This window comes from Pseudarthrobacter oxydans (assembly GCF_013314975.1).
Lineage (GTDB): Bacteria > Actinomycetota > Actinomycetes > Actinomycetales > Micrococcaceae > Arthrobacter > Arthrobacter oxydans.
Map to the genome: position 1 here is coordinate 43,866 of NZ_JABTYH010000007.1, position 16,171 is coordinate 60,036.

18 protein-coding genes are annotated in these 16,171 nt (G+C 64.3%); 6 read left to right on the top strand and 12 right to left on the bottom strand.

Features of this window, described 5'->3' with window-relative positions:
• Window positions 1-7: 7 nt before the first annotated feature.
• Entirely contained in the window at window positions 8-892 is an 885-nt protein-coding gene (locus tag HTS88_RS06670; RefSeq protein WP_174176706.1) for a type II secretion system F family protein, read from the top strand.
• 94 nt (window positions 893-986) lie between these two features.
• Complete coding sequence (locus HTS88_RS06675; RefSeq protein WP_174176708.1) at window positions 987-1,451, top strand: Hpt domain-containing protein; 465 nt, start codon at window positions 987-989, stop codon at window positions 1,449-1,451.
• Between the two features lie 6 nt (window positions 1,452-1,457).
• On the opposite strand, the gene HTS88_RS06680 is transcribed toward HTS88_RS06675, so the two are convergent.
• A complete protein-coding gene (locus tag HTS88_RS06680; protein ID WP_174176710.1) occupies window positions 1,458-2,246 on the bottom strand; it encodes a response regulator transcription factor in 789 nt (262 codons plus the stop codon).
• 253 nt (window positions 2,247-2,499) lie between these two features.
• Here HTS88_RS06680 and HTS88_RS06685 point away from each other — a divergent pair, with 253 nt between their 5' ends.
• Window positions 2,500-4,167, top strand: a complete 1,668-nt coding sequence (locus tag HTS88_RS06685; protein ID WP_174176712.1) for an ATP-binding protein — start codon at window positions 2,500-2,502, stop codon at window positions 4,165-4,167.
• On the opposite strand, the gene HTS88_RS06690 is transcribed toward HTS88_RS06685, so the two are convergent.
• The 8 genes from HTS88_RS06690 to HTS88_RS06725 form a co-directional block, all read right to left on the bottom strand.
• Window positions 4,164-5,057 carry a tRNA pseudouridine synthase A gene (locus HTS88_RS06690; RefSeq protein WP_174176714.1) on the bottom strand — a complete coding sequence of 298 codons (894 nt, stop codon included), beginning with the start codon at window positions 5,055-5,057 and terminating at the stop codon, window positions 4,164-4,166. The genes HTS88_RS06685 and HTS88_RS06690 overlap by 4 nt on opposite strands.
• 32 nt (window positions 5,058-5,089) lie before the next feature.
• Window positions 5,090-5,686 carry a 50S ribosomal protein L17 gene (gene rplQ, locus HTS88_RS06695; protein WP_174176716.1) on the bottom strand — a complete coding sequence of 199 codons (597 nt, stop codon included), beginning with the start codon at window positions 5,684-5,686 and terminating at the stop codon, window positions 5,090-5,092.
• 71 nt (window positions 5,687-5,757) lie between these two features.
• The gene (locus HTS88_RS06700; RefSeq protein WP_013601812.1) at window positions 5,758-6,768 is read right to left on the bottom strand and encodes a DNA-directed RNA polymerase subunit alpha; all 1,011 of its coding nucleotides are present in this window, start codon (window positions 6,766-6,768) and stop codon (window positions 5,758-5,760) included.
• Between the two features lie 131 nt (window positions 6,769-6,899).
• On the bottom strand, window positions 6,900-7,301 hold the full coding sequence (rpsK, locus tag HTS88_RS06705) for a 30S ribosomal protein S11 (protein ID WP_018760435.1): 402 nt from the start codon (window positions 7,299-7,301) through the stop codon (window positions 6,900-6,902).
• Between the two features lie 54 nt (window positions 7,302-7,355).
• Complete coding sequence (gene rpsM, locus HTS88_RS06710; RefSeq protein WP_003803743.1) at window positions 7,356-7,730, bottom strand: 30S ribosomal protein S13; 375 nt, start codon at window positions 7,728-7,730, stop codon at window positions 7,356-7,358.
• A 183-nt stretch (window positions 7,731-7,913) separates the two neighbouring features.
• On the bottom strand, window positions 7,914-8,027 hold the full coding sequence (gene rpmJ, locus HTS88_RS06715) for a 50S ribosomal protein L36 (RefSeq protein ID WP_009358722.1): 114 nt from the start codon (window positions 8,025-8,027) through the stop codon (window positions 7,914-7,916).
• Window positions 8,028-8,097: 70 nt separating this feature from the next.
• The gene (gene infA, locus HTS88_RS06720) at window positions 8,098-8,319 is read right to left on the bottom strand and encodes a translation initiation factor IF-1 (protein ID WP_009358723.1); all 222 of its coding nucleotides are present in this window, start codon (window positions 8,317-8,319) and stop codon (window positions 8,098-8,100) included.
• A 171-nt stretch (window positions 8,320-8,490) separates the two neighbouring features.
• Window positions 8,491-9,540, bottom strand: a complete 1,050-nt coding sequence (locus HTS88_RS06725) for a P1 family peptidase (RefSeq protein ID WP_174176719.1) — start codon at window positions 9,538-9,540, stop codon at window positions 8,491-8,493.
• Between the two features lie 239 nt (window positions 9,541-9,779).
• Between HTS88_RS06725 and HTS88_RS06730 the strand changes: the two genes are divergently transcribed.
• The 3 genes from HTS88_RS06730 (at window position 9,780) to HTS88_RS06740 (ending at window position 13,070) form a co-directional block, all read left to right on the top strand.
• A complete protein-coding gene (locus HTS88_RS06730) occupies window positions 9,780-10,736 on the top strand; it encodes a carbohydrate ABC transporter permease (RefSeq protein WP_181037972.1) in 957 nt (318 codons plus the stop codon).
• Window positions 10,733-11,653, top strand: coding sequence for a carbohydrate ABC transporter permease (locus HTS88_RS06735; protein WP_174176720.1), 921 nt, complete (start codon window positions 10,733-10,735; stop codon window positions 11,651-11,653). Before HTS88_RS06730 ends, HTS88_RS06735 begins: the two co-directional genes overlap by 4 nt.
• Before the next feature lie 73 nt (window positions 11,654-11,726).
• Window positions 11,727-13,070, top strand: coding sequence for an ABC transporter substrate-binding protein (locus HTS88_RS06740; protein ID WP_174176722.1), 1,344 nt, complete (start codon window positions 11,727-11,729; stop codon window positions 13,068-13,070).
• A 108-nt stretch (window positions 13,071-13,178) separates the two neighbouring features.
• Here the strand turns inward: HTS88_RS06740 and map are convergent, their stop codons facing one another.
• From map to secY, 3 genes are all read right to left on the bottom strand, one after another.
• A complete protein-coding gene (map, locus tag HTS88_RS06745) occupies window positions 13,179-14,006 on the bottom strand; it encodes a type I methionyl aminopeptidase (protein ID WP_174176724.1) in 828 nt (275 codons plus the stop codon).
• A 72-nt stretch (window positions 14,007-14,078) separates the two neighbouring features.
• Entirely contained in the window at window positions 14,079-14,648 is a 570-nt protein-coding gene (locus HTS88_RS06750) for an adenylate kinase (protein WP_174176874.1), read from the bottom strand.
• Between the two features lie 5 nt (window positions 14,649-14,653).
• Window positions 14,654-15,964: a preprotein translocase subunit SecY gene (secY, locus tag HTS88_RS06755; RefSeq protein WP_174176726.1), complete on the bottom strand. Its 1,311-nt coding sequence runs from the start codon at window positions 15,962-15,964 to the stop codon at window positions 14,654-14,656.
• Window positions 15,965-16,171 lie beyond the last annotated feature (207 nt).

Genomic DNA, 16,171 nt, shown 5'->3' on the forward strand with positions numbered 1-16,171 from the left:
GGACGCCATGAACCTGACAGTTCTTCTCTCCATCCTGCTGGTCTGCGTCCCCCTGGCCGGGCTGGCATGGTCCGTCCTGACGGTGGACAAGCAGGGCCGCCTGGCAGCCACCGAGCTCCTGGCCCGCGGCGCCGCGACGGTCACTGTCGCAGCCACCGGCAAACCCGGAATGCTTGAAGGCGTCGGCAGGCGCCTCACTCCCCCCGCGTATGTCGCCTTCCTTGACCGGCTGCTTGCCCTCGCCGGCCGGCCGGCCTCAATGCCGCTGGGCAAGGTCCTCGGCTCCAAGCTGGCGATAGGCCTGGCGGGCATCACGGTGGGCATCTACCTGACGGCCATCGGAAGCACACCGCTGATGAAGCTCGCCGGCCTCTTTGTCCTGTTCCTGGGCTACTTCATCCCGGACCTCCTGCTCTACAGCAAGGGGCAGGAACGCCAGAAGGTCATGCAGCTGGAACTGGCCAACACCCTGGACCAGATGCTGATTTCCGTGGAAGCGGGACTCGGCTTCGAAGGCGCCATGGCCCGTGCAGGGGAAAACGGCAAGGGGCCGCTGGCTGAAGAACTGGTCCGGACCCTGCAGGACATGCAGGTGGGCCGCAGCCGGCGTGAGTCCTATACCGCCCTGGCCGAACGGACCAGCATTCCGGAGCTGCGCAGCTTTGTGCAGGCTGTGGTCCAGGCGGACACCTACGGCATTGCCATCAGCCGGGTTCTGCGGGTGCAGGCCAAGGTGATGCGGGTAAAGCGGCGCCAGCGGGCCGAGGAGAAGGCGATGAAACTCCCGGTGATGATCCTGTTTCCGCTGCTTTTCTTCATATTCCCGGTTCTCTTTATCGCCATTCTTGGACCGGCCGTCATTAATACCGTGGTGACTTTCAGCGGACAGTAAAGCCAACGCAGTCCCGGCTGAAAGATCGCTCAAGGTTTCCACAGGATCCCCCGAAATAGGACAACGGAAGAATTTCAGGAAGTAGCCTTGAACAATGCACAGTCAAGATCCCGGCACCAGCCGCGAGGCCGCCGCTGCGGGCTCCCTGCAGCCAGGGATCTCTTCAGCCGCCGGGACTGCGCTGCCACAGGAAGCGGCCGGTCTCTTGCCGCTCGTTGACGCAGCCGTCCTCGAAGAGCTGGAGGACGAGCTGGCCGGCTCCGGCCTCGCCCAGCGGTTCGCCCGCGACTACGCCGCCATGTGGGACCAGCGCTACGCCCGGCTGGCTGCAGCGGTGGACGGACAGGACAGAGCCTCCGCCCTGGACGCCGTCATCAGCCTCAAGATCACGTCCGCCATGGTGGGCGGCCTGCGGCTGGCGAAACTCGCGGAACTGCTGGAGTCCGTGATCCGCCTGGGCGACTTCGGCCAGGGCCGGGCGCTTATGGAACGCGTGGCCCAGGACGGCGGGCAGACGGTCACCGAACTCCAGGCCACCTACATCCTGGAAAACGACTGACCCCGCCTAGTCCTCGAATGGCCTGCTGGGGGCCAGCCGGTAGCCCACGCCGCGGACCGTCTGGAGCCAGCGCGGGGACAGCTGGTCCTCCTTGAGCTTGCGGCGCAGGTTCCCCACATGGACTTCGACGGCGCGCTCGTCCGCTTCGCTGATGTACGTGTCATGCTCGTAGAACTCGCCGCGCACCGCCCGCACCAGGTCAGCCCGGGTGCACACCGCACCGCCGCCCCTTAGCAGCACGTGGAGCAGGTCGAATTCGCTGCGGGTCAGCCCGAGCGGTTCGCCTTTGATCTCCACTGTCCGGGTGCGGTGGTTCAGGGTCAGGCCGTTATGCTGCAGGACGGCCGAATCGTGGCTCCCCGGCGCTGCGGCCGCCGTGGCAGGTACTCCCCATGCCGGCGCGGGCCTCTGGCCGTTGATCTCATGCCTCGGCCGCCGCATCATGGCGGCCACCCGCGCCCGCAGCTCCCTGGGCCGGAAAGGTTTGGCGATGTAATCGTCAGCTCCGGCGTTAAGCGCAGACAACAGGTCCGGCTCCTCTGTCCGGCCGGTCAGCATCACCACGTAGGCGTTGCTGAAGTGGCGGATCCGCCGCAACACTTCAAACCCGTCAATGTCCGGAAGCCCGATATCCAGCGTGACGACGTTGGCCTGCTTGCTGCGGACCACTTCCACGCCGGCACGTCCGTCCACCGCTGTATGCACTTCGAATCCTGCCTGGGTCAGCACTCCCTCAAGGAGGTTGCGTACGTCGGCATCGTCTTCAATTACTACAGCCACACCAAGTTCATCCATTGATATCCCTGTGCCAGGCGGACATGGCCCCCCATCAGCCCAGCGCCAATGCCATACCCGCTCCAACCATTTATACGCTACTAGTAAGCCCGGCTGATCACATCCTTTTCAGCAGTCATTCTGGAAAGTCAATTACTATGACAAGACATGTGGATTATGCGACGAAAGGATGTGCCAAAGAGTGGCCAGCAGGAATTCGAGCGCACGCGCGGACCGGCTGTCCGGTCCAGGCCGCGGGACCCGAATCCAACCGGTGGCTGAGCACCTGTTCCAGCGCGGACCTGCCCGCTTCTTCCGTGGCCTCGGACCACGGGCGCAGGTGGCCCTGTGCCAACTGCCGCTGACGTTGATCGTGGCGGCGCTGGCCGTGGCCACTCCCTTCGCCTGGCCAACCCTGCTGCACAGCCCCGTCTACCTGTCCGGCATCCTCCTTCACGGCGCACTGTTCCTCGGCTGCCTCCTGGTGCCCTGGGAACGCCTGGCCCACCGGCCCTACCTGCTGGTCCCGATCCTGGATTTCCTGGCCATCGGGCTGCTCCGGAACGGCGCCGCGCCGCTGCTCCCGGGACTGGCAGTCCTGGCGGTCTTCCCGGTGATCTGGCTCTCGGCCTCGGGCATGCTGGCCCGGAGCAGCCTGGTCCTGAGTTTCTTCGGCACCATGCTCATCATGGTCCCGTCACTGGCCGGCCGTTTCCCCGCTCTGACCGCCTCAGACATCACCACCGTGATCCTCTTCCCCCTCATGATGCTGTCCGTCTCCCTCGCCATCCGCTTCGCCAGCGTGCACCTTCGGCTCCAGCAGCAGGAACTGGCGCAGAAGGACAGGGAACTGCGGACGCTGCTGCACGAAAGCCGGGAGCGGGAAAAGCTTCTCCAGACGGTCCTGGACGCCACAGACGTGGGCATTGCCGCCGTCGACCGTTCCGGGCAGCTGCTGGTATCCAACAACCGGCAGCGGCATTTCCGCCAGGCAACGGGCGCGGACGACGCCCTGCCGGGACAGGGCCACCAACTGATCTTCGGGCAGGACCGGCGCACCCTGCTGCCGCCCGGGAAACGCCCGATCAGCCGGGCCATCGCCGGGGAGTCCTTCGCGGACTACCTGGTCTGGGCCGGAGAGGGAGCGGACCAGCGCGCCGTGTCCACGGCCGCCAGGCCCCTGGTGGGCGAGGACGGCAGCTTCAACGGCGCGGTAGTGGTGTACACCGACGTCACCGGCTGGGTGGAGGCGCTGGCCGCGAACCAGGAGCTCGTCTCGAATGTGTCCCACGAGTTCAAGACGCCACTCAACTCCATCATCGGCAACATAGACCTCGTGCTGGACGACGCCGGCGCCCTGCCGACGCAGGTGGCCCACCGCCTGCGGGTGGTCCAGCGGAACGCGGAACGGCTGCTGGCCCTCGTGGCGGACCTGACGGCGTCGGCGTCGACTGCCCTGAATGTGCATCCGAAAAGGACGGACCTCGCCAGCCTGGTGGAGACGAGCCTGGGGTCGGCGCAGGCGCAGGCAGAGCGGGCCCACATTCGGCTCAGCGCGGACGTGCCCTCGCCCCTGTGGGCCTACGCGGATCCGCTCCGGATCGGCCAGGCGCTGGACAACCTGGTGTCCAACGCCATCAAGTACTCCCCCGACGGCGGCACGGTGAGCATCAGCGCCCGCGCGGGCAAGGACTGGGTCCAGCTCAGCGTCAGCGATACCGGAATGGGAATGTCCCGGGAGGACAGCGCCCGGGTGTTCAAACGCTTCTTCCGCTCGGAATCCGCCCAGCGCGCTTCAATCTCGGGGGCCGGGCTGGGACTTTCCATCACCAAGATGATCGTGGAGGGACACGGCGGGACCATCAGCTGCGAGAGCGGCCAGGGAAAGGGCAGCACGTTCACGGTGACCCTGCCCGCGGACGGCCCTCCGCCGTCGTTCTAGTTTTCGCGCAGCGCCCTGGTCAGCTCTGCCCGGGCCAGCAACTCGTCGTCGGACGGGTAGGCGACCTCTTCCAGCACCAGCGGGTGCGGCGCGGCGAGGACCGACTTAGCGTCCCGCTTTTTCGCCAGGAGCCGCTCGTGCAGCCAGCCGGGTTCCTCGACGCCCTCCCCCACGTACAGCGCAGACCCGATCAGGGCCCGGACCATGTTGTGGCAGAACGCGTCGGCCTGCACCGTGGCAACAATGACGCCGTCCTCCCCCCGCGCAAACTCAAAACGCTGCAGCTCACGGATGGTGGTGGCGCCCTCCCGGGGCTTGCAGAAGGACAGGAAGTTCTGGAGCCCCAGCAGCTTGGACGCGCCCTCGTTGAGCAGCACAACGTCCAGCGGGTTCTTGTGCCAAAGGGTGAAGTAGCGTTCCAGCGGGTCCCACAGGGCGGGCCCGTCCGCGATTCGGTAGCTGTACCGGCGCCAGAGGGCGGAGAAGCGGGCGTCAAAGCCCGCGGGCGCCAGCGAAATCCGGTGCACCTCAACGGCGCCTGTCAGGTCGCCGAGGATCCGGCTCAAGGCACCCCGGACGCGGCGCAGCATGGCGACGGCGGGATCGAGTTCGTGCCCCCGCGGCAATCCCTGCCACTCGGCTTCCGTCAGGTCCAGGTGGACCACCTGCCCGCGGGCGTGAACGCCGGCGTCCGTGCGCCCGGCCACGGTCACGCGGACAGGGCGCCGGACCAGCAGGTGCAGGGCTTCCTCCAGGACGCCCTGGACGGTCTTCCGGCCCGGCTGCAGCGCCCACCCGCTGAAGGGGCCGCCGTCGTACGACACATCAAGCCGGACACGCAAAAACCCGCCGCCCCCCAATACGGGGGCCGCGGGTTTTTGGTCGTTCATAGACCCAAGTCTATGCGAAGAACATCAGCGAATTACTTCGCGTCCTTTTCCTCGGCTGCGGGAGCCTCGGGTGCTTCCTCGGCGGCCGGAGCCTCTTCGGTTGCAGCTTCTTCAGCGGCAGGTGCCTCAGCAGCTTCTTCAGCGGCGGGAGCCTCAGCGGCCTCAGCCTCGGGAGCCTCTTCTGCAACGGGAGCAGCAGCGGCTTCCTTCTTGTCGGCGTCGCGCTTCGCAGCGGAAGTAGCCTCGGCTACAACGGCCTGCTTGGCGGAAACCGGCTCAAGAACCAGCTCGATGACAGCCATGGGAGCGTTGTCGCCCTTGCGGTTGCCGATCTTGGTGATGCGGGTGTAGCCGCCGTCGCGGTTCTCCACTGCCTGGGCGATGTCGGTGAACAGCTCGTGGACGACGCCCTTGTTGCTGATCAGGCCGAGGACCCGGCGGCGGGAAGCGAGGTCGCCACGCTTGGCGAAGGTGACCAGGCGCTCTGCGTACGGCTTCAGGCGCTTGGCCTTGGTCACCGTGGTGGTGATCCGCTTGTGCTCGAACAGGGATGCTGCCAGGTTCGCGAGCATGAGGCGCTCGTGAGCCGGGCCGCCTCCGAGGCGCGGACCCTTAGTGGGGGTAGGCATAATTGTTTCTCCTCAAATGGAAGCCGTGGGCTGTGCACACCATGGTGCCTGCCCGCCGGCCAAGGTCTGGTTTAGAGTTCGTCGTCGCCGAAGGCGGCGTCGTCCTCTTCGATTGCTGCGGCGCGTGCTGCGAGGTCAAAACCGGGAGGCGAGTCCTTGAGGGACAGGCCCAGTTCAACCAGCTTTGCCTTGACCTCGTCAATGGACTTGGCACCGAAGTTGCGGATGTCCATCAGGTCAGCCTCGGAGCGGGCAACGAGTTCACCCACGGTGTGGATGCCCTCACGCTTGAGGCAGTTGTAGGAACGGACGGTGAGGTCCAGATCCTCGATCGGCAGTGCCATGTCGGCTGCCAGGGCAGCGTCGGTGGGCGACGGGCCGATCTCGATACCTTCAGCTGCGGTGTTCAGCTCACGGGCCAGACCGAACAGTTCCACCAGGGTGGTGCCTGCGGAAGCGACGGCATCGCGCGGGGCGATGGCCTGCTTGGTCTCGACGTCGACAATCAGCTTGTCGAAGTCGGTGCGCTGCTCAACACGGGTTGCTTCCACGCGGAAAGTAACCTTCAGCACCGGCGAGTAGATGGAGTCGACCGGGATACGGCCGATCTCTGCGTCGCCGGACTTGTTCTGAGCTGCCGAAACGTAGCCGCGGCCGCGCTCGATGGTCAGTTCGAGTTCGAACTTGCCCTTCGAGTTCAGCGTGGCGATGTGCAGATCCGGGTTGTGGAATTCGACGCCGGCCGGCGGAGCGATGTCCGCGGCGGTGACGACTCCGGGTCCCTGCTTGCGCAGGTACGCAACAACCGGCTCATCGTGCTCGGAGGAAACCGAGAGGCTCTTGATGTTCAGGATGATCTCAGTGACATCTTCCTTGACACCCGGAACCGTGGTGAACTCGTGCAGCACGCCATCGATCCGGATGCTGGTTACAGCAGCACCGGGGATGGAGGAGAGCAGGGTACGGCGGAGGGAGTTTCCGAGGGTGTAGCCGAAGCCCGGTTCCAGCGGTTCAATGATGAAACGCGAACGGTTTTCGGAGACTACCTCTTCGGAGAGGGTGGGGCGCTGTGCAATGAGCACTTAGGTTTCCTTTCGGCGAGCATCCGCTATATGACGCAACACAGGTGGTGGAAATTCGGTCTGAAGACTTAACGCGCTGGGCTTGCCCGGACCATCAACGGTCCGGGCAAGCTCATGCGGCGTCGGAAGCCTTAGACGCGGCGGCGCTTCGGCGGGCGGCAGCCGTTGTGCGCAGCGGGGGTGACGTCCTGGATGGAGCCAACCTCGAGGCCTGCGGCCTGCAGCGAACGGATCGCGGTCTCGCGTCCGGAACCCGGTCCCTTGACGAAAACGTCAACCTTGCGCATGCCGTGCTCCTGGGCACGCTTGGCAGCAGCTTCGGCAGCCATCTGGGCTGCGAACGGGGTGGACTTACGCGAGCCCTTGAAGCCAACCTCACCTGAGGAGGCCCAAGAGATAACAGCGCCGCTCGGATCCGTGATGGAAACGATGGTGTTGTTGAACGTGCTCTTGATGTGCGCCTGGCCAAGCGCGATATTCTTCTTGTCCTTCTTACGCGGCTTGCGAACCGCGCCACGAGTCTTCGGGGGCATTATTTCTCCTACAGAAAGTTATTGGGGAAAAGTCCGTTAATCCCGAGCGGGATTTTAACGGGCCTTCTTCTTGCCGGCGACGGTGCGCTTCGGGCCCTTGCGGGTACGGGCGTTGGTCTTCGTACGCTGTCCGCGTACGGGCAGGCCCTTGCGGTGGCGCAGGCCTTCGTAGCTGCCGATTTCAACCTTGCGGCGGATATCTGCTGCTACTTCGCGGCGAAGGTCACCCTCAACCTTGTAGTTGCCTTCAATGTAGTCACGCAGCTCAACCAGCTGTGCATCAGTCAGGTCCTTGACGCGAACGTCGGCGCTGATGCCAGTGGCAGCCAGGGTTTCGTGTGCACGGGTCTTGCCCACGCCGTAGATGTAAGTAAGCGCAATTTCCAGCCGCTTTTCGCGGGGAATGTCTACGCCAGCGAGACGAGCCATAGTGGCAGTACTCCTTGAATAAACCGGAGGTCGTAGGCAGTACACCCGCACGTTCCGTGCGGCCCCAGCCTCCGACCGGGGGTTAGCTGTCCGGACTCTTTCGAGCTAAATGTTCCAGATCAGCTTGTGCTGCCTTTATTTACTTGCGTGGGTTAGCAACCCAGGATTTCCCGATGAAGGGAATTAGCCCTGGCGCTGCTTGTGGCGCGGGTTCTCGCAGATCACCATGACCCGGCCATTACGGCGGATCACTTTGCACTTTTCGCAGATCTGCTTGACGCTCGGCTTGACCTTCATGGCATTCCTTTGCGTGTAACAGTTGGTCAACTGGAGCGGCAGCCAGCTCGCACTGGAGCCGCCCAGCAATTTACTTGTAGCGGTAGACGATACGACCACGGGTGAGGTCGTACGGGCTCAGCTCCACCACTACGCGGTCCTCAGGGAGGATTCGGATGTAGTGCTGACGCATCTTTCCAGAGATGTGTGCCAGAACGATGTGCTTGTTGGTGAGCTCAACGCGAAACATCGCGTTAGGCAGCGCCTCGGTCACAACGCCTTCGATCTCAATGACCCCGTCCTTCTTGGCCATACCCTCCGCTAACTGTTGTTGCCGCAGCCCCGCCGGATTGCACCGGACATGGCCACGAACGTTTTGGTTGGATCGATTGCCGGCTCCAGACCCAAAAGGGCGTGGCAGTCCAGACAACCAACAAACAACACTACTCTGTATCGCTGAAAAAGTTAAATCGGCAATGGTAACCTACCGGGCGCCAAACACACCATAATCACCGGCCGGAGTGCTGACGGCTTCCGCGCTGGCCACGCCGTCAAGGATGGCCGAACGTACGACGTCGGCTGCCGCACTCTGGAGGGTAATAAGGCTGATCTGCCGGGCGGCTTCGTCCGAGCGGTCGAGTGCCACGGCCTGGGTAGACAGACAGAAAACCGTGTCTCCGTCAGCCAACGTGTGCGAAGGATTCAGAGCCCTCGCAATACCAGCATGTGATGCAGCTGCAGTCCGCTTGCACTCGGCCACATCAAGGACAGCATTGGTAGCCACCACAACAAGGGTGGTATTGAGGGGTGGCGGGGCCGCACCCCCTGAAGGGGAATCGGGAACCCGGAAGCGCGCGTCTAAGGTGGGCCCACGCGAGCCGGGTTCCCTGGCCGAGCTTGCGAGGTTAGGGGGCTCGTGGGGCGGAACGACCGAGCGCGCGGAGGGTTCGCGATTTCCCGGCGGAGTCAATGGCAGTCCGAGAGCATTGACGACTGCGATCGCCCCTACCACCACGCCGTTCTCCAGCGTCACAGAGGCAGTCCCGACGCCGCCCTTGTACGTGCGGGCCATGACGGCGCCGGTGCCGGCACCCACGTTGCCGCGTCCGACGTCGTGCCCTTCCGTTTGCGCCGCAGCGGCGGCGGTTGCCGCGTACCCCATGTCCGCCGTCGGACGTGCCGAGAAGTCCCCGCCCCTGCCGAGGTCGAAGATTGCGGCTGCCGGCACGATAGGAACCACTCCCCCGGGCACGGCGAACCCGCGGCCGTTCTCCTCGCACCAGCGCTGGGCACCGGCGGCGGAGGCAAGGCCGTAGGCGCTGCCTCCGGTGAGGACAACGGCGTCCACGGCGCTCACGAGCGTGGTGGGATCCAAGGCATCTGTTTCATGGGTGGCAGGTCCGCCGCCCTGGACATCCACGGACCCGCAGGTCCCCGGTGGCGGCAGGACAACCGTGACGCCAGTCAGCCAGCCGTCACCGGACTTCTGCTGGTGCCCCACCCGGACTCCCGGCACGTCAGTGATTGCTCCCATGGCACCCATTCTGCCCTTTTGACCAGCAAACGGATGAATACGGGCGGGTCCCTGCCTTTCAAACAAACTTTGTGCAAGACTGCAGGCAACACAGCGTTAACGGGCAACGAAGCCTCGGATAACAGTCCTTTGGCGAGGACACTTGCGGCTTTCTGCCTACTGACCATGTGGTGAAGTAATGGCTAGACTCCCCCGACCACGGCCGGCCACGAGCAGGCACGAATCCCGTGAGAGACCGCATGACCCGTCAACTCGCACCCCATCCGTCCACCAAGCCCACGAAGCCCGGACCGGCCGCCGCCCCAAAACGCCGGCGCTGGACGCAGAGAACCCGGCGGGACTTTTTCGTGTTCCTTGCCCTCGCTCTGCCCAACCTGGTGCTGATCGCCGTCTTCACGTACCGGCCGCTGGTCAGCAACATCTACTACTCCACGCTGGACTGGACCCTGGGGTCACCGTCAGCCACGGTGGTGGGCATCAACAACTACGTCACCTTCTTCACCAGCGACGACGCCTCCAAGGTACTGGGCACCACGGCGATCTTCACGGTGGTCACCGTGGGTGGATCCATGATCCTGGGACTGCTCATCGCCCTGGCGCTGAATGCGAAAGTCCGGGGAACCACGTTCGCCCGCTCGGCGGTGTTCGCCCCCTACGTCCTGTCCGGCGTCGGCGTGGGCCTGGTGTGGCTCTTCATCTTCGATCCCGGCTACGGCGTCCTCGCCTGGCTGCTCCGGGGCATCGGCCAGCAAAGCCCGCAGTGGATCAACGACCCCCAGCTTTCCCTGGTCATGGTCATCCTGGTGTACGTCTGGAAAAACCTGGGGTACTGCGCGGTGGTGTACCTGGCAGGGCTCCAGTCCCTGCCGCAGGATGTCATGGAGGCAGCCTCCCTGGACGGCGCCAACGGATTCCGGCGGTTCATCACCATGTCCCTGCCGCTCCTGTCCCCCACCACGTTCTTCCTGCTGATCACCAGCTTGCTCAGTTCACTGCAGGCCTTTGACCTGATCAGGATCATGACGCCGCTGGGAACCGGCACCAGCACCCTGATCTACGAGGCCTACCTCCAGGCCTTCGGCGCCTTCAACCGGGCCGGCTATTCCGCGGCCATCTCGGTGATCCTGTTCGCGATCCTCCTGGTGATCACCGTGTTCCAACTTCGGTTCGTGGAACGGAAGGTGCACTACTCGTGAGCTCCCTGTCACCGGTCAACCCGGACCCCACAGCCCCGCCCACGCAGGCCCCGGACCCCGTGATCCCGCGGGACCGGCCATTCTCCCGGCGGAACCTGGTGCAGGCCGTCCTGGGCGGGTACGTCCCCCTGATCCTGGCAACCCTGGTGGTGTTCCTGCCGCTGCTGTGGATGGTGCTCAGCTCGTTCAAGCAGCCCGGTGAAATCATCACCATGGATCTGGAGATCCTGCCGGAAGGCCTCAACCTGCAGAACTACCAGATCGCCATGACCACCGTGCCCTTCGGCCAGTTCTTCCTTAACAGCGCGATCGTCACGGCCGCGGGCGCCAGCGTCAAGGTGGTCCTTGCCATCCTCACGGCCTATGCCCTGGTGTTCGTCCGGTTCCCGTTCAAGAACGTCATTTTCATGCTCATCCTGGTGGCCCTGATGGTGCCGCCCCAAGTGTCCATCCTGCCCAACTACATCCTGATTTCGGGGATGGGCGGGAAAAACACCCTGTGGGGCATCATCCTGCCGGGCCTCGGAACCGCCTTCGGCACCTTCCTCCTGCGGCAGCACTTCCTCACCCTGCCCAACTCCATCCTCGAGTCCGCGGAAATCGATGGCGCAGGCCACTGGCGACGGCTGTGGCGCATCGTGGTTCCCATCTCCGTTCCCTCCATCGCCACGGTGGCGCTGGTGACCATCGTCAGCGAGTGGAACGAGTACATCTGGCCGCTGATCATCACGGACCGTCCCGACACCATGACCCTGCCGGTGGGCCTGACGCTGCTCCAGAACTCCGAGAGCAACGCCTCCGGTTGGGGCATCCTCATGGCCGGTGCCGTCCTGGTGATCGTCCCCATCCTGATCGTCTTCGCAGCCCTCCAGCGTTACATCGTCGCCGGGCTCACCCAGGGCAGCGTCACCGGGTAAGCCCGTGCCGCCGTCGTTCATCACAGAAGAAGCACCCAACTCCTCAATGTGGTACCCAACGAAAGGACCTGCAATGACACAGCACCTCGATCGGAGGCACTTCCTGGGACTCGCCGGGGTCACGGCGTCGGCCGCTGCCCTGGCAGCCTGCGGCGGCCCGTCAACGAGCGGCACCCCCGTGGCCAGCGAAGCGGCGGAACTCGACTTCAGTGGAGTGAAGCCGGCCGCGAAAATCGATTTCTGGTCAAACCACCCCGGCAAGTCGCAGGACGTCGAAAAGGCCATTATCGAGAAGTTCCACGCCAAGTTCCCGGACATCCGGGTCAACCTGGTCACGGCCGGCGCGAACTACGAGGAAATCGCGCAGAAGTTCCAGACCTCGCAGGCGGCCAAATCGGGCCTCCCGGGCGTCGTGGTCCTCTCCGATGTGTGGTGGTTCCGCTACTTCACCAACGGCAGCATCATCCCGGTGGACGCCCTCGTGAAGCAGCTGGACATCAAGCTGGACGATTTCCGGAAGTCACTCGTGGACGACTACAAGTACAAGGACAAGCAATGGGCCCTGCCCTACGGGCGCTCAACTCCCCTGTTCTACTACAACAAGGACCACTTCCAGGCCGCCGGGCTGCCGGACCGGGCACCCAAGACCTGGCAGGAGTTCGGCGAGTGGGCGCCCAAGCTGAAGGCCAGCTCAGGCGCGCAGTATGCCTACATCTACCCGGCGTTGGCGGGCTACGCGGGCTGGACCCTGCAAAACAACCTGTGGGGCTGGGGCGGCTCCTGGTCCAAGGAGTGGGAGATCACCTGCGATTCGCCCGAATCCATTGAGGCGCTGCAGTGGGCCCAGGACTCGATCTACAAGAACGGCTGGGCCGGCGTCTCCTCCAAGGAAGCTGCCGACGACTTCTCCGCCGGGCTGACCTCTTCCACGATCTCCTCCACCGGGTCCCTCCTGGGCGTGCTGAAGTCCGCACCGTTCAACGTGGGCGTGGGCTTCCTGCCCGGCGGACCGAAGGCCGAGACCAACGTCTGCCCCACCGGCGGCGCCGGACTGGGCATCCCCAGCGGCATCACCAAGGAGGAGCAGCTGGCGGCCGGCACGTTCCTGAAGTTCATGACCGAGCCGGAAAACAGCGCAGCCTTCTCGGCTGCCACCGGCTACATGCCCACCCGCGAGTCGGCGGACATGAAAGCGGTCCTGGCCCAGACCCCACAGATCCAGACCGCCGTGGACCAGCTGGCCGTGACGCGGGTCCAGGACAATGCCCGGGTGTTCCTCCCGGGCGCCGACCAGGAACTGGCCAAGGCCGCCGCGGCCATCCTCACCCAGCAGGCGGACGTGAAGTCCACCATGACCAGCCTGAAGAAAACGCTGGAGGGCATTTACGAAAAGGACGTCAAGCCGAAGCTCGGCTGAGTGTCTCCTTAAGGAAGAAGCGCCGGCTGCCGTGGTTGGGATGACAACGGCAGCCGGCGCTTCTGCGTGGGCTGGCAGTCCACGGACTGGAGGTCCGTGGGCCCGGGGCTACGGGACGGGTACTGGCGTCACGCCCAGAGGCACCAGGTGCTCCGCGCCGCCGTCGGGCGCTGACAGCACCCAGATGCCCTTCTCGTGGACCGCAACGGAGTGCTCCCACTGGCAGGACCGCTTGCCGTCGGTGGTGACCACGGTCCAGTCGTCTTCCAGGACCGCGGTTTCGATGCCGCCGCGGACCAGCATGGGCTCGATCGCCAGGCACAGTCCCGGCTTGATCTTGGGGCCACGGTGGGTGGTGCGGTAGTTCAGCACGTCGGGGGCCATATGCATTTCGGAACCGATGCCGTGGCCCACATAGTCCTCGAGGATCCCGAGCGGTTTGCCGGGAACGGACGAGACGTAGTCGTCGATTGCAGCCCCTATGTCGCCCACGTGCTTTCCGGTGGCCAGCGCGGCAATGCCGTGCCACATCGCCGCGCGCGTCACGTCCGAGAGTCGCTGGTCCTCCGGGTCGGCCGTGCCTACAATAACGGTCCTCGCTGAATCGGAGTGCCAGCCGTCCACGATCGCGCCGCCGTCGATCGAGATGATGTCCCCGTCGTTGAGGACCCGGCTGCCCGGGATGCCGTGGACCACTTCCTCGTTGACCGAGGTGCAGATGGTGGCCGGAAAGCCGTGGTAGCCAAGGAAGTTGGACTTTGCGCCCGCTTCGCTCAGGACAGCGGCAAAGACGTCGTCGAGGTGCTTGGTGGTGGCTCCGGGCACTGCTGCGGCGACGGCTGCGTCCAGTGCACGGCTCAGGACCAGTCCTGCCTCGTGCATGGTGCGCATCTGGGCGTTGGTCTTGTATTCGATGCGGGGCTGGCCAAAGGCCATGGGGTTCCTTCTTTCAAATGGCTGAGGCTCCTCCCGGTTGCCGGGAGGAGCCTCGGAATACGTTCGCCTGGATCAGGCTGCCTGTGCCGCCTTGATGGCCTGCATGACGCGGTCGGTGACTTCGTCGATGCCGCCGATACCGTCAACCTGGGTCAGGATGCCGCGTTCGGCATACTTCGCCACCACGGCTTCGGTCTGCTCGTGGTAGAGGTCAAGGCGGTGGCGGATGACGGCTTCGTTGTCGTCGCTCCGGCCCGTTTCCTTGGCCCGGCCGAGCAGGCGGTGGACCAGCTCCTCATCGTCGGCAGTCAGCTGCAGGACGACGTCGAGCTTTTCCTCACCCTTGGCGAGGATCTCGTCCAGGTAGTCCACCTGGGCGGTGGTGCGGGGGTAGCCGTCCAGCAGGAAGCCGGTTTCGACGTCGGACTCGCTGAGCCGGTCCCGCACCATCTTGTTGGTGACGCTGTCCGGAACGAAGTCGCCGTTGTCCATGTACTTCTTGGCCTCGATGCCAAGCGGCGTCTCGCCCTTCACGTTGGCGCGGAAGATGTCGCCGGTGGAGATCGCCACAACGCCGAGGCGCTCTGAAATCCGCTCCGCCTGCGTTCCTTTTCCGGAACCGGGAGGTCCAATAATCAGCATTCTCGTCATCGCAAAAGCCCTTCGTAGTGACGTTGTTGTAGCTGCGCATCAATCTGCTTGACGGTCTCCAGGCCAACGCCCACCATGATCAGGATCGAGGTGCCACCGAACGGGAAGTTCTGGTTTGCGTTGATCAGCACCAGTGCAACCAGCGGGATCAGCGCCACGAAGCCCAGGTACAGGGCTCCGGGAAGGGTGATCCTGGAGAGCACGTACTGCAGATAGTCAGCGGTCGGCTTGCCCGCGCGGATACCCGGGATGAAGCCGCCGTACTTCTTCATGTTGTCCGAGACCTCTTCAGGGTTGAAGGTGATCGCGACATAGAAGTAGGTAAAGAACACGATCATGGCGAAGTACAGCACCATATAGATCGGCTGGTCGCCGCGGACCAGGTTGTTGTTGATCCATTCGACCCACGGCTGGAGCTGCTCGCCCTGCCTGGGCTGGTTGAACTGCGCAATCAGGCCCGGGAGGTAGAGCATTGAGGAAGCGAAGATCACCGGGATAACACCGGCCATGTTCACCTTGATGGGGATGTAGGTGCTGGTGCCGCCCACGGTGCGGCGGCCAATCATCCGCTTGGCGTACTGCACCGGGACCCTGCGCTGCGACTGCTCAACGAAGACAACCAGTGCCACGGTGAGCAGGCCGACCGCGAGGACAATGAAGAAGGTTCCGGGACCCTGCGAGCTCCAGATGGCGCCCAGGGAGGTGGGGAACGTGGCGGCGATGGACGTGAAGATGAGTAGGGACATACCGTTGCCCACGCCCTTCTCCGTCACGAGCTCGCCCATCCACATGATCAAGCCGGTGCCGGCCGTCAGGGTGATGATGAGCAGGATGGTGGTGATAACGCTGCTGTCAGGAATGATCGGCAGGTTACAGCCCGGCAGCAGCTGCCCGGAACGGGCAAGCGATACCAGGGTGGTGGCGTTGAGCAGGCCCAGCGCAATGGTGAGGTAGCGGGTGTACTGGGTCAGTTTGGACTGCCCCGAAGCGCCCTCTTCGTAGAGCTGCTGGAACCGGGGAATGACCACCCGGAGCAGCTGGACGATGATGCTGGCCGTGATGTACGGCATGATGCCCAGCGCGAAGATGGACACCTGGAGCAACGCGCCGCCGCTGAACAGGTTAACGAGCTGGTACAGCCCCTCTGCCGTCTGACCGTTCTGCAAGCATTGCTGGACATTCTGGTAGTTCACACCAGGCGAGGGAATGAAAGCACCCAAGCGGAAAATGGTGATGATTCCCAGCGTGAACAACAACTTGCGTCGCAGATCAGGCGTGCGAAAGGCCCGGCCAAATGCGCTAAGCAAGCGTCCTCCTGTGGTGTGAATAAGAGTGGTGTGATGGGGATCTATAAATCCCGACAACCGAGTCTAACGGGTGTATGCGCCCTGCGAACAATCCGCGGTGGCGCCGCTGCGCCGGATGGCGGCGAAAAAACGGCGGGCGGATGGAAAAACTCCCGGTCCCGGGGCGGTAGCCCCAGGACCGGGAGTTCAACAACGGGCTTGGCGCCC